General features: G+C 70.7%; 20 protein-coding genes. 5 read left to right on the forward strand and 15 right to left on the reverse strand.

Features of this window, described 5'->3' with window-relative positions:
• Nucleotides 1-8 precede the first annotated feature (8 nt).
• From BLQ43_RS14735 to phbB, 11 genes are all read right to left on the reverse strand, one after another.
• Nucleotides 9-209, reverse strand: a complete 201-nt coding sequence (locus BLQ43_RS14735) for a DUF1289 domain-containing protein (protein WP_245659484.1) — start codon at nucleotides 207-209, stop codon at nucleotides 9-11.
• 102 nt (nucleotides 210-311) lie between these two features.
• Nucleotides 312-1,220, reverse strand: a complete 909-nt coding sequence (arcC, locus tag BLQ43_RS06300; RefSeq protein ID WP_090019397.1) for a carbamate kinase — start codon at nucleotides 1,218-1,220, stop codon at nucleotides 312-314.
• A gap of 20 nt (nucleotides 1,221-1,240) precedes the next feature.
• Nucleotides 1,241-2,242: an ornithine carbamoyltransferase gene (gene argF / locus BLQ43_RS06305; protein WP_090019287.1), complete on the reverse strand. Its 1,002-nt coding sequence runs from the start codon at nucleotides 2,240-2,242 to the stop codon at nucleotides 1,241-1,243.
• Between the two features lie 185 nt (nucleotides 2,243-2,427).
• Nucleotides 2,428-3,651, reverse strand: coding sequence for an arginine deiminase (gene arcA / locus BLQ43_RS06310; protein WP_090019288.1), 1,224 nt, complete (start codon nucleotides 3,649-3,651; stop codon nucleotides 2,428-2,430).
• 108 nt (nucleotides 3,652-3,759) lie between these two features.
• On the reverse strand, nucleotides 3,760-5,769 hold the full coding sequence (locus BLQ43_RS06315; RefSeq protein WP_143006176.1) for a Na+/H+ antiporter NhaC family protein: 2,010 nt from the start codon (nucleotides 5,767-5,769) through the stop codon (nucleotides 3,760-3,762).
• Nucleotides 5,770-5,884: 115 nt separating this feature from the next.
• Entirely contained in the window at nucleotides 5,885-7,018 is a 1,134-nt protein-coding gene (locus BLQ43_RS06320) for an ABC transporter permease (protein ID WP_245659486.1), read from the reverse strand.
• A gap of 7 nt (nucleotides 7,019-7,025) precedes the next feature.
• Nucleotides 7,026-8,141, reverse strand: a complete 1,116-nt coding sequence (locus BLQ43_RS06325) for an ABC transporter permease (RefSeq protein ID WP_090019290.1) — start codon at nucleotides 8,139-8,141, stop codon at nucleotides 7,026-7,028.
• Nucleotides 8,138-9,856 carry an ATP-binding cassette domain-containing protein gene (locus tag BLQ43_RS06330; RefSeq protein WP_090019291.1) on the reverse strand — a complete coding sequence of 573 codons (1,719 nt, stop codon included), beginning with the start codon at nucleotides 9,854-9,856 and terminating at the stop codon, nucleotides 8,138-8,140. Before BLQ43_RS06330 ends, BLQ43_RS06325 begins: the two co-directional genes overlap by 4 nt.
• A complete protein-coding gene (locus tag BLQ43_RS06335; protein WP_090019292.1) occupies nucleotides 9,853-10,860 on the reverse strand; it encodes an HlyD family secretion protein in 1,008 nt (335 codons plus the stop codon). The genes BLQ43_RS06330 and BLQ43_RS06335 overlap by 4 nt, the downstream gene beginning before the upstream one ends.
• 110 nt (nucleotides 10,861-10,970) lie before the next feature.
• Nucleotides 10,971-11,996: a sodium:calcium antiporter gene (locus tag BLQ43_RS06340; RefSeq protein WP_090019293.1), complete on the reverse strand. Its 1,026-nt coding sequence runs from the start codon at nucleotides 11,994-11,996 to the stop codon at nucleotides 10,971-10,973.
• Between the two features lie 73 nt (nucleotides 11,997-12,069).
• Nucleotides 12,070-12,801 (reverse strand): acetoacetyl-CoA reductase, encoded by a 732-nt coding sequence (phbB, locus tag BLQ43_RS06345; protein WP_090019294.1) that lies wholly within the window; start codon nucleotides 12,799-12,801, stop codon nucleotides 12,070-12,072.
• Nucleotides 12,802-12,992: 191 nt separating this feature from the next.
• On the opposite strand from phbB, the gene BLQ43_RS06350 reads away from it, so the two are divergent.
• Nucleotides 12,993-14,099, forward strand: a complete 1,107-nt coding sequence (locus BLQ43_RS06350; protein ID WP_090019295.1) for a mandelate racemase/muconate lactonizing enzyme family protein — start codon at nucleotides 12,993-12,995, stop codon at nucleotides 14,097-14,099.
• A 6-nt stretch (nucleotides 14,100-14,105) separates the two neighbouring features.
• On the opposite strand, the gene BLQ43_RS06355 is transcribed toward BLQ43_RS06350, so the two are convergent.
• The 4 genes from BLQ43_RS06355 to BLQ43_RS06370 all read right to left on the reverse strand — a co-directional run bounded on the left by BLQ43_RS06355 (nucleotide 14,106) and on the right by BLQ43_RS06370 (nucleotide 19,043).
• Nucleotides 14,106-15,740, reverse strand: a complete 1,635-nt coding sequence (locus BLQ43_RS06355) for an AMP-binding protein (protein WP_090019296.1) — start codon at nucleotides 15,738-15,740, stop codon at nucleotides 14,106-14,108.
• A gap of 83 nt (nucleotides 15,741-15,823) precedes the next feature.
• Complete coding sequence (locus BLQ43_RS06360) at nucleotides 15,824-16,213, reverse strand: thiol-disulfide oxidoreductase DCC family protein (RefSeq protein ID WP_090019297.1); 390 nt, start codon at nucleotides 16,211-16,213, stop codon at nucleotides 15,824-15,826.
• A 101-nt stretch (nucleotides 16,214-16,314) separates the two neighbouring features.
• Complete coding sequence (locus BLQ43_RS06365) at nucleotides 16,315-17,883, reverse strand: BCCT family transporter (RefSeq protein WP_245659488.1); 1,569 nt, start codon at nucleotides 17,881-17,883, stop codon at nucleotides 16,315-16,317.
• Nucleotides 17,884-18,116: 233 nt separating this feature from the next.
• Entirely contained in the window at nucleotides 18,117-19,043 is a 927-nt protein-coding gene (locus tag BLQ43_RS06370) for a LysR family transcriptional regulator (RefSeq protein ID WP_090019298.1), read from the reverse strand.
• 219 nt (nucleotides 19,044-19,262) lie between these two features.
• Here BLQ43_RS06370 and BLQ43_RS06375 point away from each other — a divergent pair, with 219 nt between their 5' ends.
• The 4 genes from BLQ43_RS06375 (at nucleotide 19,263) to BLQ43_RS06390 (ending at nucleotide 24,339) form a co-directional block, all read left to right on the forward strand.
• Complete coding sequence (locus BLQ43_RS06375) at nucleotides 19,263-20,705, forward strand: aldehyde dehydrogenase family protein (protein WP_090019299.1); 1,443 nt, start codon at nucleotides 19,263-19,265, stop codon at nucleotides 20,703-20,705.
• Between the two features lie 9 nt (nucleotides 20,706-20,714).
• The gene (locus BLQ43_RS06380; RefSeq protein ID WP_090019300.1) at nucleotides 20,715-21,743 is read left to right on the forward strand and encodes a membrane dipeptidase; all 1,029 of its coding nucleotides are present in this window, start codon (nucleotides 20,715-20,717) and stop codon (nucleotides 21,741-21,743) included.
• Nucleotides 21,744-21,838: 95 nt separating this feature from the next.
• Complete coding sequence (locus tag BLQ43_RS06385; protein ID WP_176758550.1) at nucleotides 21,839-23,617, forward strand: hypothetical protein; 1,779 nt, start codon at nucleotides 21,839-21,841, stop codon at nucleotides 23,615-23,617.
• Entirely contained in the window at nucleotides 23,617-24,339 is a 723-nt protein-coding gene (locus tag BLQ43_RS06390) for a DUF3726 domain-containing protein (RefSeq protein ID WP_090019301.1), read from the forward strand. The genes BLQ43_RS06385 and BLQ43_RS06390 overlap by 1 nt, the downstream gene beginning before the upstream one ends.

Genomic DNA, 24,339 nt, shown 5'->3' on the forward strand with positions numbered 1-24,339 from the left:
AAGCGAGGTTAAGCGCCGTTCTCTTCAACACGGGCGGCGGCGCGCTCCTTGACGCGGCGGCGCTCGTCGTCGGGCAGAGTGCGCCAGGCCACGATCTCGTCCCGCGTGCGCCCGCAGCCCTGGCACACGTCGTCCGCGCCCAGCGTGCAGGCGTAGGGGTGCCCTGTGCCGCCCCTGCAGGGCGAGGTGACCTGGCTTTCGTCGGGCACGCTGACGTCTCCGGTGGTCGTGGGGAGGCTGCGCCGGATGCGATCCGGTGAACGGCCGCCCCTGTACCGGCTCGCGGCGTGCGCGGCAAGCGCCGTGAAGGCTCAGTGCGCGTGGCCCACGATCGTGCCCGCGCGCCCGGCCAGGATCTCGCCGGCGTCCTGAAGGCGCCCGATGGCGGCGAAGGTGCCGCCGCCTTCCACCACGCGGCAGGCGGCCTCGACCTTGGGGCCCATGGAACCGCTGGCGAAGCGGTGCTGGCGCAGCTTGGCGGGGGAGATGTGGCGGATGGGCGCCTGCTTGTCCGTGCCCCAGTCCGTGTAGACCGCGTCCACGTCGGTGAGCATGATCAGCCCGTCGGCGCCGAGCTGCTGGGCCAGAAGCGCCGCCGCCTTGTCCTTGTCGATCACGCCCTCGATGCCGTGGAAGCCGCCGCCCTCGCGCAGCACCACCGGGATGCCGCCGCCGCCCGAGCAGATCACCATGACGTGGTGATCCATGAGCAGGCGGATGGTCTTCAGCTCCAGAATGCGGCGCGGCTCGGGCGAGGGGACGACGCGCCGCCATTTGTCCCCGTCGGGCGCGACGGTCCAGCCGCGTTCGCGGGCGAGGCGGTCGGCCTCCTCCTTTTCGTAGACGGGGCCGATGAACTTCTCCGGGTGCTGGAAGGCCGGATCGTCGGGGTAGACCTCGACCTGGGTGAGCAGCGTGGCGACCTCGCGCCCGGGCAGGCGGTTCTGGAACTCCTGCTCCATGATGTAGCCGATCATGCCTTCGCTCTCGGCGCCCAGGACGTCCAGCGGGTAGGGGCTGACGTCTTTGTAGGCGTCGGCCTGGAGCGCCAGCAGCCCGATCTGCGGCCCGTTGCCGTGGGTGACGACCAGCTCGTGGTGACGGGCGATGGGCTCGATGGCGTCCACCGCGGCGGCGACGTTCTTTTGCTGCTGCGCGGCTTCCAGCGGCTCCCCGCGGCGCAGGAGGGCGTTCCCGCCCAGGGCGACGACGATGCGCATGATCGCCTCCTCGTGGTGGCTCAATCGCCGATCGTGGCGACGAGCACGGCCTTGATGGTGTGCATGCGGTTTTCCGCCTGGTCGAAGACGACCGAGGCGCCGGACTCGAACACCGCGTCGCTGACCTCCATCTCGTTCACGCCGTACTTCTCGCGGACCTGCCCGGCGACCTCGGTGTCCGGCGAATGGAAGGCGGGGAGGCAGTGCATGAAGACCGTGCGGTCGTTGCCGGTCTTGCGCATGACCTCCGGCGTCACGCGGTAGGGCGCCAGCTTTTCGATCCGCGTCTTCCAGACGGACTCCGCCTCGCCCATGGACACCCAGACGTCGGTGTAGACGGCGTCGACGCCCTTTACGCCTTCACCGATGTCGGCCGTCAGCGTGATGCGCGCGCCGGTTTCCGCCGCGATCCCGCGCGCGTATCGCACCACCTCGTCGGCCGGGTGCAGTTCCGTGGGCGAGCACAGTCGCACGTCCATGCCCATCTTGGCCGCGCCGATGAGCAGAGAGTCCGCCATGTTGCTCGAGGTGTCGCCCAGGAAGCAGAAGCTGGTGTCGCGCAGCGGCTTGCCGGTCGCTTCCCGCAGCGTCAGGAAGTCGGCGAGGATCTGCGTGGGGTGAAACTCGTCGGTCAGGCCGTTGAAGACGGGCACGCCCGCGTGCTCGGCCAGGGTTTCCACGGTGTGCTGGCTGAAGCCGCGGTACTCGACGGCGTCGTAAACGCGGCCAAGCACGCGGGCGGTGTCCTTCACCGTCTCCTTGTGGCCCATGTGGGTGCCGGAGGGGCCCAGATAGGTGGCGTGCATCCCCTGGTCGGCGGCGGCGACCTCGAAGCCGATGCGGGTGCGCGTGGAGTCCTTCTCGAAGATCAGGGCGATGTGCTTGCCCTTGAGGCGCGGCTGCTCCGTGCCCGCGTAGTTGGCCGCCTTCAGCTCCGCCGCCAGCGTGAGCAGGAAGTCGATCTCCTTGGGCGTGAAGTCCTTCAGCGTCAGAAAGCTGCGGTTGCGCAGGTTGTAGGCCATCGTGGTGCGGCTCCTGTGCACGAACTTATGCCGTGGCCTCGGCAAACACTGTGGCCCCAACCCCCTCTGTCGTCTCCCCCTTCCCCTTGAAGGGGAAGGGGGAGACAGGATCGGGCGGGCAGCCCGATCCGAGAGGGGGATGGGGTCGGTCGACGACGTTAGCGCGATAGCTGCTTGGCATCGCTTCAAATCCCGTCGCGCAACACGGGGCAGCTCATGCAGTGCGCGCCGCCGCGCCCGCGCGACAGCTCGAAGCCCGGGATGGTGATGACCTCGACCCCGGCCTTGCGGAGCTTGGTGTTGGTGTCGGTGTTGCGGTCGTAGGCGATGACCACGCCGGGCTCGACGGCGAGGACGTTGTTGCCGTCGTCCCACTGTTCGCGCTCGGACTCGTAGCTGTCGCCGCCCGTGGTGATCAGCCGCAGCGTCTCGACGCCCAGCGCCCCGGCGACGGCGTCGAGGAAATCGGGCGTTTCGCGGATCTCCACGTCGTCGCCGCCCCAGGTGATGCGCCAGCCACGGATGCGGTTCACGACCTCGGGGAAGATGACGAAGGCATCGCGGTCCACCATCGTCATCACGGTGTCCAGGTGCATGTAGGAGCGCTCGCGCGGCAGCTCGGCGGCGATCACCTGCTCCACCGCGCCGGCCGACAGCAGCGAGGCGGCGAGGGCTTCCACGGCGTGCGGCGTCGTGCGCTCGCCCATGCCGATGAGCACCGTGCCGCGGCCGATGGGCATGACGTCGCCGCCCTCGACTGTGGCCGCCCCGTAGTCCGCGTCGCCGCCGCCGAACCAGGTGGCAAAGGCCTCATCCGCGAATTTGGGGTGGAAGCGGTAGATCGCCTCCAGATGCAGCGTCTCGTGCTGGCGCGCCGGTTTCGCCATGGGGTTCAGCGACACGCCGTCGCCCACCCAGCAGGAGGTGTCGCGGGTAAAGAGGTGGTTGGGCAGCGGCGGCAGCACGAACTCGTTCGAGCCCAGGCGGTTGAAGTGCAGGCTCTCCGCCTGGAAGGGCACCTCCGCCCGCGCGATGCCGCCGATCAGGAAGCGCGCCAGCTCCCCACTGTCCATGTCCGCCAGCCAGTCGCCCAGCGGGCGGGTCAGCATCGGCCCCACCGTGCCCGGTGTGACCTTGCGCGCCAGCAGCCAGGCGCGGGCTTCCGGGATCTCCATCGTTTCCGCCAGGAGATCGCGCAGCAGCAGCACCTCCACCCCGCGGTCGCGCAGGGTGTCGACGAAGACGTCGTGCTCCTCGCGGGCGCGCTTCACCCAGAGCACGTCGTCGAACAGCAGCTCCGCGCTGTTGCGGGGCGTCAGGCGCCGCAGGCTGAGGTCCGGGCGGTGGACGAGGACGCGCCGCAGGCGGCCGACCTCCGAGTGAACGCCCAGGGCGGTGCTTGCGGCCATGGTTGGCTCTCCCTGCTGTTGGCGCCGGTTCAGGCTTCGTGCTCGAATTCGTTTTCACCCACGAGCAAACGGAATCGCGAACGCGATTCCGTTTTACCGCGATCTGTTCTATTGCGCGGGCGACCCGCCGCCGGCGGGCTCGCCGTGCCGGGGCGTGGCGCCCGTGCCCGGTGTTTCCGCGACGGGCTTGGCGACGAAAATCACGACGGCGACGAGTGCGGCCAGGCACACCAGCATCCCGATCCACCACGGGATGCCGTAGCCCGCCGGCAGCAGCCCCAGGACGAGCGTGATCCCACCGACCACCAGGGCGTAGGGAAGCTGGGTGTTGGTGTGGTCGACCACGTCGCAGTGGGAAGTCGCCGAGGACAGCACCGTGGTGTCCGAGATGGGGGAGGTATGGTCGCCCCACACCGCGCCGCCGAGCACCGCCGCCGTGCTGGCGTAGAGGATGTAGAGGCCCTCCGGCCCGGCCATGCCTTGCTGGCTGAGGATCGCCCACACCAGCGGGATCGCGAGCGGCACCAGGATGCCCATGGTCCCCCAGCTGGTGCCGATGGCAAAGGCGATGGCGGCGGAAAGCACGAACAGGATCGCCGGCATCAGCCCGGCGGGCAGTGCCTCGCCCAGCAGCGAGGCGAGGAAGCCCGCAGTGTGCAGCGTCTGCGTCAGGTCGGACATCGCCCAGGCCAGCGTGAGGATGACCAGCACCTCCAACACCGCCTTCACGCCGATCAGCCAGGCTTCGACCGTCTCGCCGAGCGAGAGCAGGCCCTGAGCCACCGACATCGCCCCGGCCACGATCACCGCCAGCAGCGAGCCCCAGAGCAGCGCGGAGAAGGAGTCCGCGCTGCCGATGATGTCCGTGATGCTCTCCCCGGAGCCGGTGGCGAACAGTCCGGCGATCGTGGCGCCCAGCAGCACGAGGATGGGCACGATGGCGTTGACCGCCCGGTGCGGCACGCCCTCGCGCGGCTGGAATTCGTCGCCGCCGCCTTTTTCCTCGCCGCGCGGCTCGGCGGTCAGGCGTCCTTCGACGGCGGCGCGGCGCTCGGCCTTCGCCATGGGCCCGAAATCGCGGCCCGTCGCCGTGATCAGCCACATGAAGATCACGGTGAGGACGGGATAGAACATGTACGGCAATGCGTTCAGGAAGGTACCGTAGGGGCTCTGCTCGAAGCCGCTCAGGCCGGCGGTGGCGTCGCCGATCAGGCCCACCTGGAAGCCGATCCAGGTGGTCACCAGCAACAGCGTCGCCATGGGCGCGGCCGTGGTGTCGACGATGTAGGCCAGCTTTTCGCGCGAGACCTTTACGGTGTCGGTGAGCGGGCGGACGGCGTTGCCGGTGACCAGCATGCTGGCGTAGTCGTCGAAGAAGACGACCGTTCCCACGGCAGAGCCGACGATCTCGCCGCGCCGGCGCGTCTTCGCCCAGCCGGAGAGGCGGTCGACGATCCCGGGCGTGCCGCCGTTCTTGTAGATGATCCCCACCATGCCGCCGATGAGCATCGTGAACAGCATGATGGACATGTGCCCCGTGCCGCCGTCGGGCGGGACGAGCGCGTGCAGCACCCAGGTGTCGATCACCGACAGCAGCCCGGCCCACAGGCCGTAGAGCGACAGCTCCGCCGCGAACCAGCCGCCGATCCACACGCCCGCCAGCAACGCGGGGATGACCCGGCGCGTCGCCAGCGCCAGCCCGATGGCGACGATGGGCGGCAGGATGGACAGCCAGGCCGGAATGACCTCGCCCGTGGCGCCGGTCGTCGTCTCCGCGCCGTCTCCCAGCGTGAAGGCCGCCGGCTCGCCGTTCACCAGAACGCGAAGCTCGGCGTCGCCGCTCGCGAAGGCGGCATTGGCCGTGGCCGCGCCCGTTCCCTCGATGGGAAGGGGATAGCGGTTCTCCCCCACCGCCAGCTCAACCGTGGCGTCCGCCGGCACGGGCTCGACCGCCGTGACGGTCACCTCCGCCTCCACCCCGGCCAGGATCGGGTCCGGCATCTCCACGCGGAACGCCGGGCCGTCGCCCGTGTCCTGCGCCAGCACACCGGCCGCCGGCACGGCAATGGCGGCCAGCACCGCCAGCACGGCCGCCAGGCCAAAGCCCCTGCGTCGCATCGCGGCTCCCCCCGTTCGTGTTTGGCGGGCACTGTTTGCCCAGGGAAGGGGAACCACGATTTGATCGGGATCAAAAGTTACCCTTTGGTAACGAAGGAGCGACGCGCCCCGGCGTTCACTGCAGCCGCTTGCGGAAGAGGTAGGTGGCCACGCTCGCGGTGACGGCGCCGATCAGCGCCATGGGCCAGAGCTGCTGGAGCACGAGGTCGGGGGGCAGGTCGCGCAGGAACAGCCCGCGCAGGATCACCAGCGCGTAGCGCAGCGGGTCGGCGTAGGTCAGCACCTGCACGAACCCGGGCATGTTCTCGATGGGCGTGGCGAAGCCGGACAGGATCACGGCCGGCATCAGGAAGAGGAAGGAGCCCACGATGGCCTGCTGCTGCGTGCGCGCGTAGGCGGAAATCATCAGCCCCACGCCGATCGAGGACAGCAGGAACACCAAGAGGCTCAGCACCAGCAGCACGACGGAGCCGCGCAGCGGCACCTGGAACCACACCACCGCCACGGCGGCGATGAAGGCCCCCTCGGCCAGCCCGATCAGCAGCGCGGGCACCGTTTTGCCGATCAGGATTTCGTGCGGGCGCAGGGGCGTGACCATGAGCTGCTCGAAGGTGCCCAGCTCGCGCTCCCGTGCCACCGAGAGGCTGGCCACCACGGTCACGACCACGAGCGTCAACGTGCCCACCAAGCCCGGCACGATGAACCACTGGCTGTCCAGGTTGGGGTTGAACCACGCCCGGCTCACCAGGGTCGCGGGCGGTCCCGGCGCGCCGCGTTCGGCCGCCACCTCCCCGGCGTAGTCGGCCACGATCGTCTGCGCATAGTTGAGCAGCACCAGCGCGGTGTTGGAGCGGCGCCCGTCGACGATGAGCTGAACGTCGGCGCCGTCGCGGCCGGTGGCGGCGGCGCGTTTCAGCTCCCCGGCGAAGTCGGGCGGGATGTGCAGCACCGCCACCGCGTCCTTGCGGTCGATCGTGGGCCGGATCTGGCGCACGTGGGTGAGCGTTTCGACCGCCCGGAAGCCGTCGGACGCCGTGAAGCGCGCCGCCAGCTCGCGTGATTCCGCGCTGCGGTCTTCGTTGAGGATCGCCAGCGCCGCGTTCTCCACCTCGAAGGTGGCGGCGTGGGCGAAGAGCGCGAGCTGGATCAGCGGCGGCGCCACCAGCACGAAGCGGCTCTTGGGATCGCGCCAGACCGCCAGGAACTCCTTGACGATCAGGGCCCAGACGCGCGCCGGCAGCACCCGCATCGCCGCCTCACGCCAGCCGTTTGCGCGTGCGCCGCGCCGCCACGGCCAGCAACACCGTGGCGAAGGCCGCCAGCGCCAGGAGGTTGGGCCAGATCACGGGCCACACGTCCCCGACCAGGAAGACGGTCTGCAGGATGGAGACGAAGTAGCGCGCCGGCACGAGGTAGGTCACCGCCTGCACCCACTGCGGCATGGCGGCGATGTCGAAGATGAAGCCGGAGAGCATGATCGCCGGCAGCATCGTCGCCATGATCGCCGCCTGCGCCGCGACGAACTGGTTGCGCGCCAGGGAGGAGATGAAGATCCCCATGCCCAGCGCCGTCACCATGAAGATGGCCGAGGCGAGCGCGAGCAGCGCCAGCGAGCCGCGCAGCGGCACGTCGAAGAGCGTCACCGCCATCGTCACCGACAGCGCCATGCCGCCCATGCCCAGGATGAAGTAGGGCACCAGCTTGCCCAGCAGGATCTCGGCGGGGCGAACGGGCGTGGCGAAGAGCGCCTCCATCGTGCCGCGCTCCCATTCGCGCGCCACCACCAGCGCCGTCAGCAGCGCCCCGATCAGCGTCATGATGATGGCGACCAGGCCGGGGACGATGAAGTTGCCGCTGTCCACGCTGGGGTTGTACCAGACGCGCTGCTGCACCGAGATCAGCTCGGGCCGCGTCAGGGCGTCGGCGGCCTCGCGGTGGGCCAGCCAGCGTTCCCACGCGCCCTGGATGTAGCCCTGGAGCACGCGCCCCCGGTTGGCGTTGGTGCCGTCCACGATGGCCTGGATGGGGGCCGGGCCGTCGCCGTACAGGCGCTCGTCGAAGGCCGCGCGCAGGACCACGATGGCGTCCACGCGCCCGGCCATGAGCGCGCGCTCGGCGGCCGGCCGGGCGCGGTAGACGGAGGGCACGAAGTAGGCGGAGGCGTCGAGCGCGGTGAGGAAGTCGTTGGCGGCGGGGCTGGTTTCCTCCAGCACCACGGCCACGGGCACGTCCTCCGCGTCGAGCGAAACGCCGTAGCCGAAGAGGAAGAGCAGCACCACGGGCACGACGAAGGCGATGGCGACCGAGGAGGGGTCGCGCAGGATCTGCAGCCACTCCTTGCGCATCAGCCCGCGCAGCCGCCGCGCGCTCATGCCGCCGCCTCCGTGCCCTGCTTTTCGATGAGCGCGGCGAAGGCGTCGTCCAGGCTCGCCTCGCCGTCGCCCGCGTGCTCGCGCTTGAGGCCGTCGGGCGTGCCCAGCGCGACGACGCGGCTGCGGTGCATGATCGCCAGGCGGTCGCAGTATTCGGCCTCGTTCAGAAAGTGCGAGGTGACGAGCACCGTCACCCCCGCCTCCGCCATGGCGGTGATGCGCGTCCAGAACTCGCGCCGGGTGAGCGGATCGACGCCGGAGGTTGGCTCGTCCAGGAAGAGGATCGCGGGCCGGTGCATCACCGCGCAGGCCAGCGCCAGCCGCTGCTTGAAGCCGAGCGGCAGCCGCCCGGCGTTGGTGCGCGCGTGCGGCCCCAGGCCGAAGCTTTCGACCGCCCGCGCGATGGCGCGGCGCGCGGGGGCGCCCGCCAGCCCGTAGACCCCGGCGAAGAAGCGCAGGTTCTGGCGCACCGAGAGGTCGCCGTAGAGCGAGAAGGCTTGGCTCATGTAGCCGATGCGCCCGCGCGCTTCCGCCCGCGCGTGGGCCAGGTCCAGCCCCGCTACCTGGGCGCGCCCGCCGCTCGCCGGCAGCAGGCCGCAGAGCATGCGGAAGGTGGTGGACTTGCCCGCGCCGTTGGGGCCGAGCAGGCCGAAGATCTCGCCCGGCGCCACGCGGAAGCTGACGCGGTCGACGGCCGTGAAATCGCCGAAGCGCTTGGTGAGGTCGGCGGCCTCGATGGCGGGGCCGTCGCGCGCGCCGCCGTGGGTCGGGGTGCGGTCGTCGTCGGCGGCCGCGGACGGGCCGGTGTCCGCCTGGTCCCGCAGCCGCGCCACGAAGGCGTCCTCGAAGCCGGGTTCGGTCGGGGCCGCCGGCCCGGCCGCGCCGATGGCATCCGCATCGGGCAGGTTTGCACCGTCCGCCAGCAGCAGGCGCAGGCTGCGGCCCTGAACCTGCGCGTCCAGCACGCCGGGCCGGGCGAGCGCGGCGGCGTGGACGGCGCGGCGGCCCGTTTCGGGCAGGGGCATGCGGTGCGTTCGCCCGCGCACCTCGGCCAGGAAGCTGTCGGGCGGGCCGCTGGCGATCAGCTTGCCGCGGTCGAGCATCCACACCGCGTCGCACTGTCCGGCTTCGTCCAGGTAGGCGGTGGACCAGAGCACCGCGATGCCCGCGTCGGCGAGCTCGCGCACCATGCCCCACAGTTCGCGGCGGGAGAGGGGATCGACGCCGACGCTGGGCTCGTCCAGCAGCAGCACGCGCGGCGGGCGCACGAGCACGCAGGCCAGCCCCAGCTTCTGCTTCATGCCGCCGGAGAGCTTGCCCGCGAGCCGGTCGGAAAAGGGGCCGAGCCCGGTGAAGCGGTAGAGGCGGTCCAGACGCTCGCCGCGCTGGTCCGGGGGGAGCCCCTGGAGGTCGGCGTAGAGCGCCAGGTTCTCCGCGACCGTCAGATCCTCGTAGAGGCCGAAGGCCTGGGGCATGTAGCCGAGCGTGCCCGGCTCGCCGCGATCCGCGCCGCCCGCCACCGCCACGCTGCCCGCGTCGGGAACCAGCAGCCCCGCGATCAGGCGCAGCAGCGTGGTCTTGCCCGCGCCGTCCGGCCCCACCAGCCCGGTGATGCGCCCGGCTTCGGCGCTGGCGGTCAGGCCGTCGAGCGCCGGACGCTCGGCGCCGGCGAAGCGCTTCGTCACCCCCTCCAGCGCGACGGGTGCCGCGGTCATGACCCGGTTTCGCCCTCGGCGCGCAGCTCGATCGTCACCGGCATGCCCTGGCGCAGCCCGGCATCCGGGTTGTCCACGATCACGCGCACCCGGTAGACGAGCGAGGTGCGCAGCTCGGGCGTCTGCACCGTCTTGGGCGTGAACTCGGCGGTCGGCGAGATAAAGCCGACGTGGCCCTCGTAGACCTTGTCCGGAAAGCTGTCGGTGGTGATGGCGACCGGCATCCCCGGCTCGACCTGGCCGAGGTTGGTTTCCGAGACGTAGGTGCGCACGCGCATCGGCTCGCGGAGGGCCAGCGTCATCACCGTGGCCGTGGGACCGACCGTGGCGCCGGGCTCGCGCACGCGGGTAAGCACCGTGCCGGCTTCCGGCGCGGTGAGCGTGGTGTTGTCCAGCCGCTCGCGGGCGAGGCGCAGCGTCGCCTCGTTGAAGGCCACCTGGGCGCGCGCGGCGGCGATCTTCTCCGTGCGTGGACCCTCCACGGCGAGGTCCAGTTCCGCCCTGCGCTGGCGCAGTTCGGCCTTGGCCTCTTCGTGGGCGCGCACGGCTTCGTCGTAGGCGGACTCCGAGACGTAGCTGGGCCCGCGCAGGCGCTCGCGCCGCTCGCGCGTGATACGGGTCATGCGCACGCGGGCCTCGGCCTGCTCCACGGCGGCGCGGGCGCGCTCGATCTCCTGCGGCCGGGTGCCGTTTTCCAGCTCGGTCAGGCGGGCGCGGCTTTCTTCCAGGCGCGCTTCGGCCGCGGCGACCATGTTTTCGTAGGTGTCGCTGTCCAGGCGCGCGAGCACCTGGCCCTTTTCCACGCGGTCGCCTTCCTCGACGGGAATTTCGGCGATCTTGCCCTCGGCGTTGAAGGCGAGATCGACCTGGCGGACGTCGACGTTGCCGTAGAGCGTCAGCGGGCCGTCGTCCTGGGCGCGGACATAGGTGCGCCAGGTCCAGTAGCCGCCGCCGGCGAGCGCGGCGAGCACGACGAGGATCATGGCGGAGCGGAGGATGCGCATGGGGAACGCGCTGCCTGCGAAGCCTTCGGGCGGTCAACGGTCGAGGTTTGGCGGCGTGTCCGCAAGCGCTGATCGCGCGCCGCGATGCCGCACACCCCGCCGCGTGGCGGTCAGATCGCCCACACCTGCACCAGCAGCCCCAGCAGATAGACCGCGATCAGGGTCACGCTTTCCCAGCCGATCGCCGCCCAGCCGCGTTTTTCGCGGTGGAGCAGGCCGAGCATGAGCACGGCGCTCATCACGATGGCCCAGGCGATGAGGAAGAGTTCGGGCATGCCGACGGCGTGATAGATTGAGCCCGGGCGGTAGCCCGCGTCCGAGAGCACGAGGAAGAGCACGTCGAAGGTGTTGCCGCCCACGATCCCGCTCACCGCGAGCTGGAGCGCGCCCCGGCGCACCGCCGCCAGGGTGATGACCAGCTCGGGCAGGGACGTTGACGTGGCCGTGAAGGCCGCGCCCACGAAGCTCTGCGACAGGCCGGTGGCGCGCACGATGTCCATGCCCGTCTGCGCGATGCCCCAGCCGGCGAGGCCCAGGATCGCCGCCAGGCCGGCGTAGCGCAGCGCCAGCGCGGCCGTGGAGAGGCTGGGGAAGGGGTCGGCTTCCGGCTGGTCGACGCGCAGCTCCGCCGTGCGCTGCGGGAACCACATGGGCTGCTGCTGCACGCTGCGGGTCAGGCGCACGCCCGCCAGATAGACCGCGAGCAGCACCGGGCTCACGGGATGCAGCCCGGCCACCGCGACCGCCGGCATCGTCGCCGCCATGAGCGGCAGCCCCAGCAGAAGCAGCAGCAGCCCGAGTTGCACGAGGGCCGTGGCCGAGGCGGCGGCGTGCTCCAGGTTGGCGCGGCGGTAAAGGATGTCGCCCACGGCCAGGAAGACGGTCTGCACCGCGATCCCGCCGATGCCGTTGGACACCGCCAGGGACGCATGCCCCTCCACGGCCGCGGTGATCGAGGTCACCGTGCCGGAAAACGAGGTGCTGATGCCCAGCAGAATGCCGCCGACCAGCGCTTCGCCGAAGCCCGTGCGGTCGGCCAGGCAGTCGGCCACGGCGGTCATGGCGACGCCGCCGACGGCGATGACGGCGGCGCACACCAGGAAAAGCGGAACGGCGAGCGTTAGATCGAGCGCCATCGGCGATCCCCCGGCGGGCGGTCACGCCCACCGGGATAGCCTGTCGCGGCGACGGGTTAAACGCCGGGCGCGGTCAGATCATGTACAGCCCACCGTTGGCGGAGAGGGTGGCGCCGGTGATGAAGCCGGCGTCCTCGCCGGCCAGGAAGGTGACGCAGCGCGCGATCTCCTCGGGCGCGGCGAGGCGGCCGACGGGCACCTGCCCCAGGATCTGCTTCATCACCTTTTCGGGCACGGCTTCCACCATGCGGGTGTCCGCGTAGCCCGGCGCGACGGCGTTGACCGTGATCCCCTTGGCCGCGGATTCCAGCGCCAATGCGCGCGTAAAGCCCAGCACGCCCGCCTTGGCGGCGCAGTAGTTCGTCTGCCCCATCTGCCCCTTCTGGGCGTTCACCGAGGACACGTTGACGATGCGGCCGTAGCCGCGCTCGCGCATCCCGGCGATCACGGGGTGGGTCATGTTGAACATCGAGCCCAGGTCGACGCGGATCACCTTGTCCCACTCGGCGTGGGTCATCTTGTGAAACATGCGGTCGGCGTTGGTGCCGGCGTTGTTCACCAGCACGTCGACGGGGCCGAGATCGTTTTCGACATTGCGGATCCCCTGCGCGCACGCGTCGGGGTCGGAAACGTCCCATTCGTAGACGGGCAGATCCGTTTCGCGCGCGAAGGCCGCCGCGGCCTCGTCGGCGTGCAGGTGCGTGGCCGCCACGCGGAAGCCGCGCGCGTGAAGCTGCCGGCACATGGCCGCGCCCAGGCCGCGGACGCCGCCGCTTACCAGGGCCACCCGTCCCGCGTCGCTCATGCAAACCTCCGCCGTGCTGCGGTGCGATCAAGTATTTCGCATCGCAATATAGCACGGCGGCCGCCCGCGGCCTTTAACCACGGTCAAGCGGCATGGCGGCCCGCCGGGAGGCGGACAGCCCCGCGGCCCCGTGGCGTCCCATCGACGCGCTCCCGGTCGCGGTGTAGGACGCGGCGGGGAGGTAACCTGTGATGCGCATCCGGGAGATCCACGTCCACCAGCACGACCTGCCCGTCGCGGGCGGGCCGTTCCGCATGGCGCGCACCACGGTCGACGCCCTGGACACCACGGTCGTGCGCGTGGTCACGGACAGCGGCCATGTCGGCTGGGGCGAAACCTGTCCCGTGGGGCCCGTCTATCAGGCCCACCACGCGCTGGGCGCCCGCGCGGCGCTGGCGGAGGTGGCGCCGGGCCTGATCGGCCAGGACGCGCGCGCCATCGAGGTCGTGCGCAGCGAGATGGACGCGCGCCTGGACGGCCACGGCTACGCCAAGGCGGCCATCGACATCGCGCTCTGGGATCTGGCGGGCAAGCTCTACGGCCGGCGCATCTGCGACCTGCTCGGCGGCGGCCGGCGCGAGCGGGTGCCCGCCTACCATGCCACCAGCGTCGGCGAGCCGGAGCAGGTGGCGCGCGAGGCGCGCGAGAAGGTGGTCGCCGGCTTCCGGCGCCTGCAGATCAAGGTCGGCGGGCGCGCGGTGGAGCAGGACATCGCCACGCTGCGCGCGGTCTGGGCGGCCGTGGGCACCGACGCCCGCCTCGTCGCCGACGCCAATCGCGGCTGGACCGGGCGCGACGCCATGCTGCTGTCGAACGCCTGCGCCGACATCCCGCTGTCGCTGGAACAGCCCTGCAACAGCATGGACGAGATCGCCGCCGTGCGGCAGCACTTGCGCCACCCGGTCTACCTGGACGAAAGCGCGGAGGATCTGGCGACCATCCTGCGCGCGCTGAGCTGGAACGTCTGCGACGGGCTGGCGCTGAAGCTCACGCGCTCGGGCGGGCTGAGCGCCATGCGCGCCATCCGCGACGTCTGCGCCGCGCGCGGCATCCCGCAGACCAGCGACGATTCCTGGGGCGGGGACATCGTGGCCGCCGCGTGCGTCCACCTCGCCGCGACCGTGCCCGACGGCCTGCTGGACGGCGTCTGGCTCGCCGCGCCCTACATCCGCGAGTCCTACGATCCGGCCGCGCCCATGACGATCCGCGACGGCCACGTGGCCGTGCCGGACGGGCCGGGCCTCGGCCTCACCCTCGACCCGGCGACGTTCGGCGAGCCCGTGGCGTCCTACGGGTGAGGCGGGTCACCCCGATGGACACGCGCCCGAGCCCTGCTCGCGCAGATCCTTGCGCTTGATCTTGCCCGTCGCGGTGAGCGGCAATCCCGGCACATACTCGATCTCGCGCGGGTATTCGTGCGCGGCGAGGTTGGTCTTCACGTGCCGCTGCAGCTCGCGCGTCAGCTCCTCGGACGGGGCGTGCCCGCCCTGGAGCACGACGAAGGCCTTCACGCGCTGGCCGCGCAGCTCGTCGGGCACGCCCACCACGGCGGCCATCGCCACCGCCGGATGCCTGCCCAGGCTGTCCTCGACCTCGCCGGGGCCGATGCGGTAGCCGCCGCTGGAAATCACGTCGTCGTCGCGGCCGACGAACCAGAGGTAGCCGTCCGCGTCCGTCGTCGCGGTGTCCCCGGTGAGCATCCAGTCCCCGGCGAATTTTTCGGCCGTGGCCTCGGGCCGGTTGAGGTATTCCAGGAACATCGCCGGGTCGGGCCGCTTGACCGCCACGGTGCCCTCGGCGCCCGGCGGCAGCGGGGTGCCGTCACCGTCCACAACGGCGACGGTGTGGCCCGGGATGGGCTTGCCCATCGAGCCGGGGCGCGAGTCGAGCTGGCCGGCGCAGTTGCCGACGATCAGGTTGCACTCGGTCTGGCCGTAGAATTCGTTGATGGTCAGGCCGAAGGTCGCGCGGCCCCAGTCCAGCAACCCGGAGCCGAGCGTTTCCCCGCCGCTTGCCAGCGTGCGCGGGCGCACGCCGAAGCGTTCCACCGGCCGCTCGACCTGGCGCAGCATCTTCAGCGCCGTGGGCGGCATGAAGCTGTTGCGCACGCCGGTTTCCGCCATCAGCCGGAAGGCCTGCTCGGGGTCGAACTTGGCGAAGCGGTGCGCGACCACCGGCACGGCGTGCGCCAGACTGGGCAGCAGCACGTCCAGCAGGCCGCCGATCCACGCCCAGTCGGCCGGGGTCCAGAAGCGGTCGCCGGGCTGCGGGAACATCTCGTGCGGGAACTCGACGCCCGGCAGGTGCCCGGCGAGCACGCGGTGGGCGTGCAGCGCCCCCTTGGGCTGCCCCGTGGTGCCGCTGGTGTAGATGACGAGCGCCGGATCGTCGGCGGCCGTGTCGGCGGCGGTGAAGCGGTCGCGGCTTTGCGCCAGCAGGTCCTCGAAGGCGTGCGCCCCCGGCGCCGGGCCGCCGACGGCGATGTGGTGGGTGAGTGCCGGCACGCGGTCGGCCACGGCGTCCACGGTCGCGAGTCCGTCGGGCGTGCCGATCAGCGCCACCGCCTCGCTGTCGCCAAGACGAAAAGCCAGGGCGTCCGCGCCGAAGAGGGTGAACAGCGGCACCGCGACCGCGCCCAGCTTGTAGACGGCGATGTGGGCGATCGCGGCTTCCGGGCACTGGGGCAGCAGGATGCCCACGCGCTGCCCGCGCCGTACGCCCAAGCCCGCGAGCGCGTTGGCGAGCGCATCGGCGCGGCGGCGCAACTCGCGAAAGGGCATCTCCTGAACGCCGCCATCCGTCCACTGCACCAGCGCGGGCGCGTCCGGCGTGCGCTCGGCCCAGCGGTCGCAGACTTCGACGCCGATGTTGAAGCGTTCGGGAATCTCCCAGCGGAACTGGCGGACCAGGGCATCGTAGCCCCGCGCGGCGGGCAGCATGGCGCGACCTCCCCAAGCGTTCTTGCTTGAGGACATGGTCGCGACCGCGGCGGGGGGCCTGCAAGCGTCGTGGGGGCGCGATTTTACCGCACCGCGCAGCCGTCCGCGTCGCAGCCCTTACCGGTCAGGCGGTTCCGGCGTTCGGCGAACCACACGTAGGCGCGCTCCAGCAGCGCCAGCACAGGCTTCCACCCGGCCACGGGCGCGATCAGCTTGAAACCCGGAAGATGGCGCCAGATCGCGACGAACACGGCCGCGCCCGAGATCATGCGCCCGTCGGGCCGCCGGGCGTGGATGCGCGCCATCGCGTCGGCCTGGCTGATCCCCTGGGCCGCGAGGGTGTCCGCGCTGGCACCCACGTCCGCCCAGGCGATGCGGCCCGCGCGGTCCAGGCGCCGGTACCAGGCGACCTCGCGTCGGCACAGCGGGCAGGCGGCATCGTAGTAGACGGTGACGGCGGGCGTGTCGGACATGCTTTCGAAATGGCGCGCAGAGGCGTGGCGTCAAAGGCACAAAAATGGGGGCGTGCCGGAGCACGCCCCCAATCGCCGCGGGGAGGATGCAAGCGGGCGATTCAGCTCACGATCCGCTGCTCCCGGGCCATGTCGTAGGCCGCCTTGGGCCCGAGATAGAGCGATGGCAAGAGGACCAGTGAAACCGGGATCGCGGTGATCACGATGAACTGCTGCAGCGCGCTGACCTGGCCGGCGCCCATGTAGAGCAGGATCGCCGCCATCACGGCCATGGTGATGCCCCAGAACGCGCGCACCGACCGGGCGGGCTGGTCGTGGCCGGAGGCCACCATGGAGATGGTGTAGCTCATGGAGTCGCCCGTCGTGGCGACGAAGATGGTGGTGAGGATCAGGATCAGCACCGCCATCACGAGGCCCAACGGCAGCGCCTGCGCCACGGTCAGCGTCGCCACGTCGAACTGGAAGTTGGTCAGCGCTTCCTTGAGGTCGATGACGCCCTGCATCTGGTAGTAGATGCCCGAGCCGCCGAGCAGCGTGAACCAGACCGTGGTGGCGACGGGCGCGGCGATGGCCACGGCCACGATCATCTCGCGGATCGTGCGCCCGCGCGAGATGCGCGCCACGAACAGCGCCATGAGCGGCCCGTAGCCCAGGAACCAGGCGAAGAAGAAGACCGTCCACCACTTCATCCACCAGTCGGGCGCGGTCTGCGCCGTCATCGTGGACGTCTCGAGGAAGCTGCTGACGTAGGTGCCGAAGCCCTGGAGGTAGCTGTTCAGGAGGAACAGCGTGGGGCCGAAAACGAAGATCACGGCGGCAATGAAAAGCGCCAGGAAGACGTTCATGCGCGAGAGGAACTGGATGCCGCGGTGGATGCCCGTCAGCGCCGAGGTCACGTAGATGCCGCCCAGCACGACCAGCACCGCGAGCTGCGAGCCGTAGCTGTCCTCGATGCCGAACAGCACCTCCATGCCGTAGGCCACCTGGGTCGCCAGAAAGCCGATGGGCCCGACCGTCCCGGCGACGACCGCGATCACGCAGACCGCGTCCACGATGCCGCCGAAGGCGCCGCGCATCACGCGCTCGCCGAACACGGGGAAGAGCAGCGTGCGCGGCTGCAGCGGCTTGCCGTGGGTGTAGTGCGCGTGCACGAGGACCAGCGAGGTCAGCGAGCCCAGGATCGCCCACGCCAGGAAGCCCCAGTGCGTGAAGGACTGCGCCAGGGCGGCCTGCACCGCCGCCGCCGTTCCCGTCTCGGCGCCGAAGGCCGGGGGCGATTGTGCGACAAAGTGGTACACCGGCTCGCCCGCGGCGAAGAAGACGCCGCCGCCCGCCAGCAGCGTGCACAGGATGATGGACACCCACTTGAAGGTGCTCATCTCCGGCTGGTCGAGGTTGCCCATCTTGGCGCTCGCCGCCGGGGAGATCGCCACCCCGATGGCGATGAAGAAGGTGAGCAGCAGGATCGCCTGGAAGAAGGAGCCGAGATACTTCGCCGTCCAGGTGAAGCCCCCGCTGACCAGCTCGGAGAGCAGGTTCACGTCGTAGGCCGACAAGGCGAGGAAGGCGATCACAAAGCCGCCACTGATGCCCAGCACCCAAGGGTCGCCAAGACCGGCGTTCATGCCGATCCGCTCCTCCGACCCGCGTTCAGCCACATTCTCCGCCATGATGCCGTCCCTGTTCCGTCCGATGTGGTGTGGAGCCGCGCGGCCGGCTGCTGTTCGCCGGCAGGGCCAATGCGCATGACATCCGCGTGGGGACACCATGTCGCATTATTGTCACGATTAAAAGAAGAGGCGATCTTATAAACAAATCAAAAAAATTAAAGAAACGCTTAGTTCAGCTTATAAATTGGAAAGCAAAAATGGGCGGATCGACAAGGTCTCCGGGCGGATGCGTCTCAGGGGGCTCCGGACCCGCCCAACCGTGCGATCACCATGTCGCGCATGCTTTCCGCAGCTGGCGACAGCGAGCGCCCCTGGCGCGTGATCAGGCATATGTCGCGTGCCAATTCAGGTTCGACCAAGGGCCGGAAGATCAGGTCGTTTGGGTGATGGTCCGGCATGGCCAGGCGCGGCAACACGCTGATGCCCAGGCCGGCGACCAGCATGCCCTCCAGCGTGGCGATGTTGGACACCTCCACCTCCGGCTGGCGCAGGTTGTCGGGCAGGCCGTCCACGGACTGGACCAGCGGCCGGATGCCGGTGTCGTGGCCCAGGCCGAGGAAGGTGTGGCCGGCCAGCTCGCGCCAGCGCACCGGCCCGGTGGCTTCGGCCAGGGGATGATCGGCGCGGCAGACGAGCCCGAAGGGATCGCGCATGACGGCCTCGAAGGCGAGGTCGGCGTCCGGCTCCCACATCGACGCCAGGCCGAAGTCGACCTCCTTGCGCGACACGCGGCGTTGCACGCCGCTGGCGTTGGCGTCGTGCAGGTGCACCGAGATGCCGGGGTAGGTGTCGCGGAACGCCGCCAGGATGTCCGGCATGGCCTTGAGCGCGATCGAGGGCAGCGTGGCGACGCTCACCCGCCCGCGCCGGCGCTGGGCGACCTCGCGCACATCGGCGATGGCGGATTCGAAATCGTCCAGCAGGCGTTCGGCCGTGGGCAGGAACTCGGTGCCGTTGTCGGTGAGCATCACGCGCCGGGTAGTGCGGTCGAACAGCCGCACCCCCAGCTCCTCCTCGAACTGATTGATCTGGATGGTCAGCGCCGGCTGCGACAGCGCCAGCCGCCGCGCCGCGCGCGTGAAGCTGCCCTCGCGCGCGACGGCGACGAAGGCCTGGAGGTGCTTGAGCGTGACATTCATTGCCGGACCGGCACCCTTCATAAGCCACCCCTATCAAACCATGAGACATTTTTAATTAAATGGCCGGACCATTTTCTCTAGCTTATAGGCAGATCGCCGCGGACGCGACCCCGATGTGCCGCGCGCGAGCCTGCCCATACGGCCCCCGTCCGGATCGTGGACACGTCGATCGGGACCGCACACGCTCGCGCTGCCGCGCACACAGGGGCGCGCTCACAACCAGCTTCGGGAGGAGCCGCTTTGACGACCGACGCCCACCCCAACTACATCGCCGGCCGCTGGGCGCCCGCGGGTGATGCGGTGACGGAGAACCACAACCCGTCCGACCTGGACGACCTCGTGGGCACCTACGCCCAGGCCAGCACGGCCCAGGTCGAGGAAGCCATTGCCGCCGCGAAGCAGGCGTTCCCGACCTGGACCTCCCTGCTGCCCGAGCAGCGCCAGGCGCCGCTGGAGCGCATCGGCGACGAGCTGATCGCCCGCAAGGACGAGCTCGGCCGCCTGCTCTCCCGCGAGGAGGGCAAGCCGCTCGCCGAGGGTGTGGGCGAGATCGCGCGCGCCGGGCAGTTCTTCAAGTTCTACGCCGGGGAGACGCTGCGCCTGCACGGCGACTTCACGCAGTCCGTTCGCCCCGGCGTCGAGGTCGAGGTGCGGCGTGAGTCCCTCGGCGTCGTCGGCATCATCACGCCCTGGAACTTCCCGGCCGCCATCCCGGCGTGGAAGATCGCCCCCGCGCTGGCCTACGGGAACACCGTGGTGTTCAAGCCGGCCGACCTCGTGCCCGGCACGGCGTGGGCGCTGGCCGAGATCATCTCGCGCGCGGGCCTGCCGGACGGCGCCTTCAACCTCGTCATGGGCCGGGGCAGCGTGGTCGGCGAGACCATCCTGACCTCGCGCGACGTCGCCGCCGTCACCTTCACCGGCTCGGCCCAGACGGGCGCGCACGTTGCCCGCCGCTGCGCCGAGACGATGAAGAAGGTGCAGCTGGAGATGGGCGGCAAGAACCCGCTCGTGGTGCTGGACGACGCCGACGTAGAGGTCGCCGCCTCGGCCGCGCTCAACGGCTACTCGGGCACGGGGCAGAAGTGCACGGCGTCCTCGCGCCTCGTCGTCACCGAGGGCATCCACGACCGCTTCGTCGAGGCGCTGACGGAGAAGCTGAACGGCTACACCGTCGGCCACGCGCTCGACGAGAACACCAAGATGGGTCCGGTCGTGGACGAGAGCCAGCTGCAGACGGACCTGGACTACATCGAGCTGGGCAAGCAGGAGGGCGCCGAGCTGCACACCGGCGGCCAGCTGCTCAACCGCGAGACGCGCGGCCACTACCTCTCGCCGGCGCTCTTCACGGGCACGCGCAACGACATGCGCATCAACCGCGAGGAGATCTTCGGCCCGGTCTGCGCCGTCATCAAGGTGAAGGACTACGAGGAGGCGCTGGCGACGGCCAACGACACCGACTACGGCCTCACCAGCTCCATCTGCACGACCTCGCTGAAGCACGCCAGCCACTTCAAGGCGAACAGCAAGTCTGGGATCGTGACGGTGAACCTGCCCACGGGCGGCATGGACTACCACGTGCCCTTCGGCGGCATGAAGGCGTCCAGCTACGGCCCGCGCGAGCAGGGGCAGTACGCCCGCGAGTTCTACACCGTCACCAAGACCACCTACACCAAGCCCTGAGGCAGCGGCATGGCAGCCACGCAGGCGAGCGGCTCCCAGACGACCGGGCACCAGCTCAGCGGCCACGTCATCGACGCGCTCCAGTACTCGAACTGGACCCGCCGCCACTTTGAGGACTGGCGGGCCGGCGGCATGACGGCCGTGGGCGTGACGATCGCGTACCACGAACGCGCGCGCGACACGCTCACCCGGCTGGGCGAATGGAACTGGCGCCTGCGTGAGAACGCGGACCTGATCCGCCCCATCCGGCGCGGCGGCGACCTGGACGCCGCGCGGGACGAGGGGCGGATCGGCGTCCTGCTGGGCGCGCAGAACTGCTCGCCCATCGACGACGACGTCGGCCTCGTTCAGGTGATGAACGACGCCGGCCTCAAGGTGATGCAGCTCACCTACAACAACCTCAGCCTCATCGGCGCCGGCTGCGCCGAGCTGGACGATCCGGGCATCTCGCGCTTCGGCCGCGAAGTCATCTCGGAGATGAACCGCGTGGGCATGGTCATCGACATGTCCCACTCGGCCGAGCGCACCACCCTGGAAGCCATCGAGCTGTCCAGCCGCCCCGTGGCGGTGACACACGCCAACCCGCGCTTTTTCCACGACACCCCGCGCAACAAGAGCACCGACGTCCTGCGCGCGCTGGGCGAAAGCGGCGGGATGTTCGGCTTTTCGCTGTATCCGCCGCACCTCGCGGACGGCGCGCAGACGACGCTGGACACCTTCACCGCGATGGTCGCGCGCACTGCCGAGATCGCCGGGACCGGCAACATCGGCATCGGCTCCGACCTGTGCCAGGGCTGGGACGGGCGCACGATCGACTACATGCGCAACGGCCGCTGGCGCCTGGTGCCCCAGGCCGAGCGCGAGCGCTTCGCCGCCACGCCGTGGCCCGATCAGCCGGCGTGGTTCCAGCGCTCGGCGGACATGCCGAAGCTCGCGGACGCGCTGCGCGAGCGCGGCTTCTCCGCGGCCGACGTGGATGGGATCATGGGCGGCAACTGGGCGCGCTACCTGCGCGACGCGCTGGAGCCCACGGGGTAAAAACGACCGGCGGCGGCCCTGGCCGCGCCGACGCCACGCCCGATGTCGAAAGACGACGGAGGCGGTTCACGAAACCAGCGACGGGGAGGTCCGCGATGCCCACACATGCGCCGGTCCGCGGTTACGAGCAGCGCGTTCGCGACGTGCCGCGCGATCCCCTGCGGCCGCCCGCCGAAGTCATGCGCCTGTCGCGCATGGGCGCGATGCACGGCACCCGCATCAGCTTCATGCGCACGCTCACCCGCCGCATGGCGCGCGAGGGCTGGCGCATCCAGTGCCAGCGCTTCGACATCGGGGCCGACCAGACGGGCGAGGCCGTCTACACCGTCGACACGCCGGACGGCCGCTACAGCTTCGTCGTCTTCGCCCACGACATCCCCGAGGAAGACCGCACCGACCGTGTGATCGCCGAGCGCTGGGACTACACCTTCGCGCTCACCGACGGCGAACCGGACGAAGACCATCTGGACGACCTGCGCGCCAACGTGCCGCTTCAGGAAGCTGGGCGCATGCGCCCCGAGGACATCGTCCTCTCGCGCGGCAACAAGAGCACGCGCCTGTTCGCCCACGTCGTGGACGCCCTGGCCGCCGGGCAGCAGCCGGACCCGGGGAAGGTGGACGAGGTCGGCTACCTCATGCGCACCACGGCCGTCTACGGCAACGGCAAGTTCGGCCTCGCCGACTATGAGCAGGTGCGCCGGCACACGGCCTTCCGCCAGCCCTTCAGCGCGCAGATGTTCACCGTCTATCTGGCGCGGCTGTTCTCGCTGGATCTGGTCGAGCACGTCGCCCGGCTGCGCGACCCGGACAACGCGGTCGGGCTGGACCCGCGCCTGCGCCGCGCCTTCGGCGTGGGCAACGCCACGGGCCTGGGCATGGCGCCCTTCCTGGTGAACCACCCCAAGATCATCCACGGCTGGGCCTGGGCGCGCGAGACCGCGCTGGCGCGCGTCAAGGCCGTGCCCTCTGCGGAGGCGTGGCGGCTGGACCGCTTCCAGCAACTCTTCGAGCGCGCGATCACGCATGCCGATCAGTGGCAGACCGCCGACGAACGCCAGATGGCGGACATCCACACGCTGCGCGCCGAGCTGCGCACGCTGCACGCCGAGCTGTTCCCGGCCGAGGGCGAGAGCATCCTGGCCGCCGACCATCCCTGGCGGCGGCTGGCGCGGACGCTGGCGCAGCGCTTCTCCCTGGAAACCCAGGAGATGGTGCACAGCCTGATGATCGAGCCCTACGGCGACCTCGTCGACGAGCTGGAGGACCGGCTCACCTGCGACGACGAGCTGTGGCTCGAACCGGCGATGCGGCTGTTCACGCTCAAGGATCTGCTGGAGCGGCACTACCGCTGGGCCATCGAGACCGACTACACGGCGGAGGAAAACCAGCACTACTTCTGGTACCGCGCCGAGGCGAAGGAGGAGCCGCGCATCGGCGAGCGCTGCTGCGAGTCCGGCGCCGAGCGCGAGATGATGATCGGCGTTGGGCGCGAGGCGGCGCGCCTCCACGCGGCGCTGGCAAAGCTGGACAACGAGTCGCTGCACGAGGCGGTGGCGGCCTTCCTGATGCGGCGGCCGGACCTGCGCGCGATCACCCGCCGGGTACAAACGATGGCGCACGCGCCCTACGGCGAGATCCGCGACAACCTGCTGGGCGCCGACATCCGCCCCATCGACCTGCTGCGCTTCAAGCTGTCGGTGTTCGGCGCGGTGCGCTTCGACCCCAAGTCGGATCGCTGGATCCGCATCACGATGTTCAAGGGCGCGCCCCTGCCGGAGGAGCTGACGGGCTGCGACGCCTGCGGGGCGCCGCCGCACTGCCTGACCTGTCCACCGGATGACTGGGCCTTCCCGGTCGTGCCGGAGGCGCTGTGATGCTGCTGTCGATCAACGAACTGCGCGGCCGCTACGCGCGCGCCTTCGAGGGCATGGGCTTTCCCGCTGGGCTGGCGCCGGACGCGGCCCGCATCGCCGCCACGCTGGACATCCTGGGCGACGACGGCCTGAGCCGCGTGCTCGACCGGCTGGACCGCCTGGACGGCGTCAAGCTGCCCGTGCCGGATCTTGCCGTGGACGGCAGCTCGGCGCGCCTGGACGGCCACGGCGGCTCGCTGCTTGCGGTCGGCGCGGACGTGCTGGATGTGCTGGACGTTCTCACCCAGCAGCACGGCGAGGCGCGCATCGAGGTGCACGGCTGCCGCGACGTGGACTTCGTCACCGGGCTCGGCGGGCTGGCCGCCGCGCGCGGGATCGAGGGGGCGCTGCTCGCCAGCCTGGAAGACCGCGAGCGCCTGGTGCGCGTGGCCCAGCGCCGCGCCGAGGTGCAGGAGGGGCCGCCGGGCACCTTCGCGGGCGTGCCGGCGGACGGGCTGCTGGTGCTGGGCGGGCAGTTCGTGGACACGCTCGACGCCAGCGCCTGCACGACCACGCTCGGCTTTGGAGCTTTCGACGAACGCCACGACGACGCCCTGGAAAACGGCGTTCGCGTCGACGACGCGGATTGGAAGCGGATCTACGCCCTCGGCGGCCGGCTGCTCGTGCCCGAGATGGGCGACGCCGCCGCCAACGCGGGCGTCGGCGGTGGCACGCCGTTTTAA

It is taken from the genome of Limimonas halophila, from assembly GCF_900100655.1.
GTDB classification, from domain to species: domain Bacteria; phylum Pseudomonadota; class Alphaproteobacteria; order Kiloniellales; family Rhodovibrionaceae; genus Limimonas; species Limimonas halophila.

Coding starts and splice junctions, on each gene's coding strand:
- arcC (WP_090019397.1), bottom strand. CDS start 1,220: ATGCGCATCGTCGTCGCCCTGGGCGGGAACGCCCTCCTGCGCCGCGGG.
- argF (WP_090019287.1), bottom strand. CDS start 2,242: ATGGCCTACAACCTGCGCAACCGCAGCTTTCTGACGCTGAAGGACTTC.
- arcA (WP_090019288.1), bottom strand. CDS start 3,651: ATGGCCGCAAGCACCGCCCTGGGCGTTCACTCGGAGGTCGGCCGCCTG.
- BLQ43_RS06315 (WP_143006176.1), bottom strand. CDS start 5,769: ATGCGACGCAGGGGCTTTGGCCTGGCGGCCGTGCTGGCGGTGCTGGCC.
- BLQ43_RS06320 (WP_245659486.1), bottom strand. CDS start 7,018: ATGCGGGTGCTGCCGGCGCGCGTCTGGGCCCTGATCGTCAAGGAGTTC.
- BLQ43_RS06325 (WP_090019290.1), bottom strand. CDS start 8,141: ATGAGCGCGCGGCGGCTGCGCGGGCTGATGCGCAAGGAGTGGCTGCAG.
- BLQ43_RS06330 (WP_090019291.1), bottom strand. CDS start 9,856: ATGACCGCGGCACCCGTCGCGCTGGAGGGGGTGACGAAGCGCTTCGCC.
- BLQ43_RS06335 (WP_090019292.1), bottom strand. CDS start 10,860: ATGCGCATCCTCCGCTCCGCCATGATCCTCGTCGTGCTCGCCGCGCTC.
- BLQ43_RS06340 (WP_090019293.1), bottom strand. CDS start 11,996: ATGGCGCTCGATCTAACGCTCGCCGTTCCGCTTTTCCTGGTGTGCGCC.
- phbB (WP_090019294.1), bottom strand. CDS start 12,801: ATGAGCGACGCGGGACGGGTGGCCCTGGTAAGCGGCGGCGTCCGCGGC.
- BLQ43_RS06350 (WP_090019295.1), top strand. CDS start 12,993: ATGCGCATCCGGGAGATCCACGTCCACCAGCACGACCTGCCCGTCGCG.
- BLQ43_RS06355 (WP_090019296.1), bottom strand. CDS start 15,740: ATGCTGCCCGCCGCGCGGGGCTACGATGCCCTGGTCCGCCAGTTCCGC.
- BLQ43_RS06360 (WP_090019297.1), bottom strand. CDS start 16,213: ATGTCCGACACGCCCGCCGTCACCGTCTACTACGATGCCGCCTGCCCG.
- BLQ43_RS06365 (WP_245659488.1), bottom strand. CDS start 17,883: ATGGCGGAGAATGTGGCTGAACGCGGGTCGGAGGAGCGGATCGGCATG.
- BLQ43_RS06370 (WP_090019298.1), bottom strand. CDS start 19,043: ATGAAGGGTGCCGGTCCGGCAATGAATGTCACGCTCAAGCACCTCCAG.
- BLQ43_RS06380 (WP_090019300.1), top strand. CDS start 20,715: ATGGCAGCCACGCAGGCGAGCGGCTCCCAGACGACCGGGCACCAGCTC.
- BLQ43_RS06385 (WP_176758550.1), top strand. CDS start 21,839: ATGCCCACACATGCGCCGGTCCGCGGTTACGAGCAGCGCGTTCGCGAC.
- BLQ43_RS06390 (WP_090019301.1), top strand. CDS start 23,617: ATGCTGCTGTCGATCAACGAACTGCGCGGCCGCTACGCGCGCGCCTTC.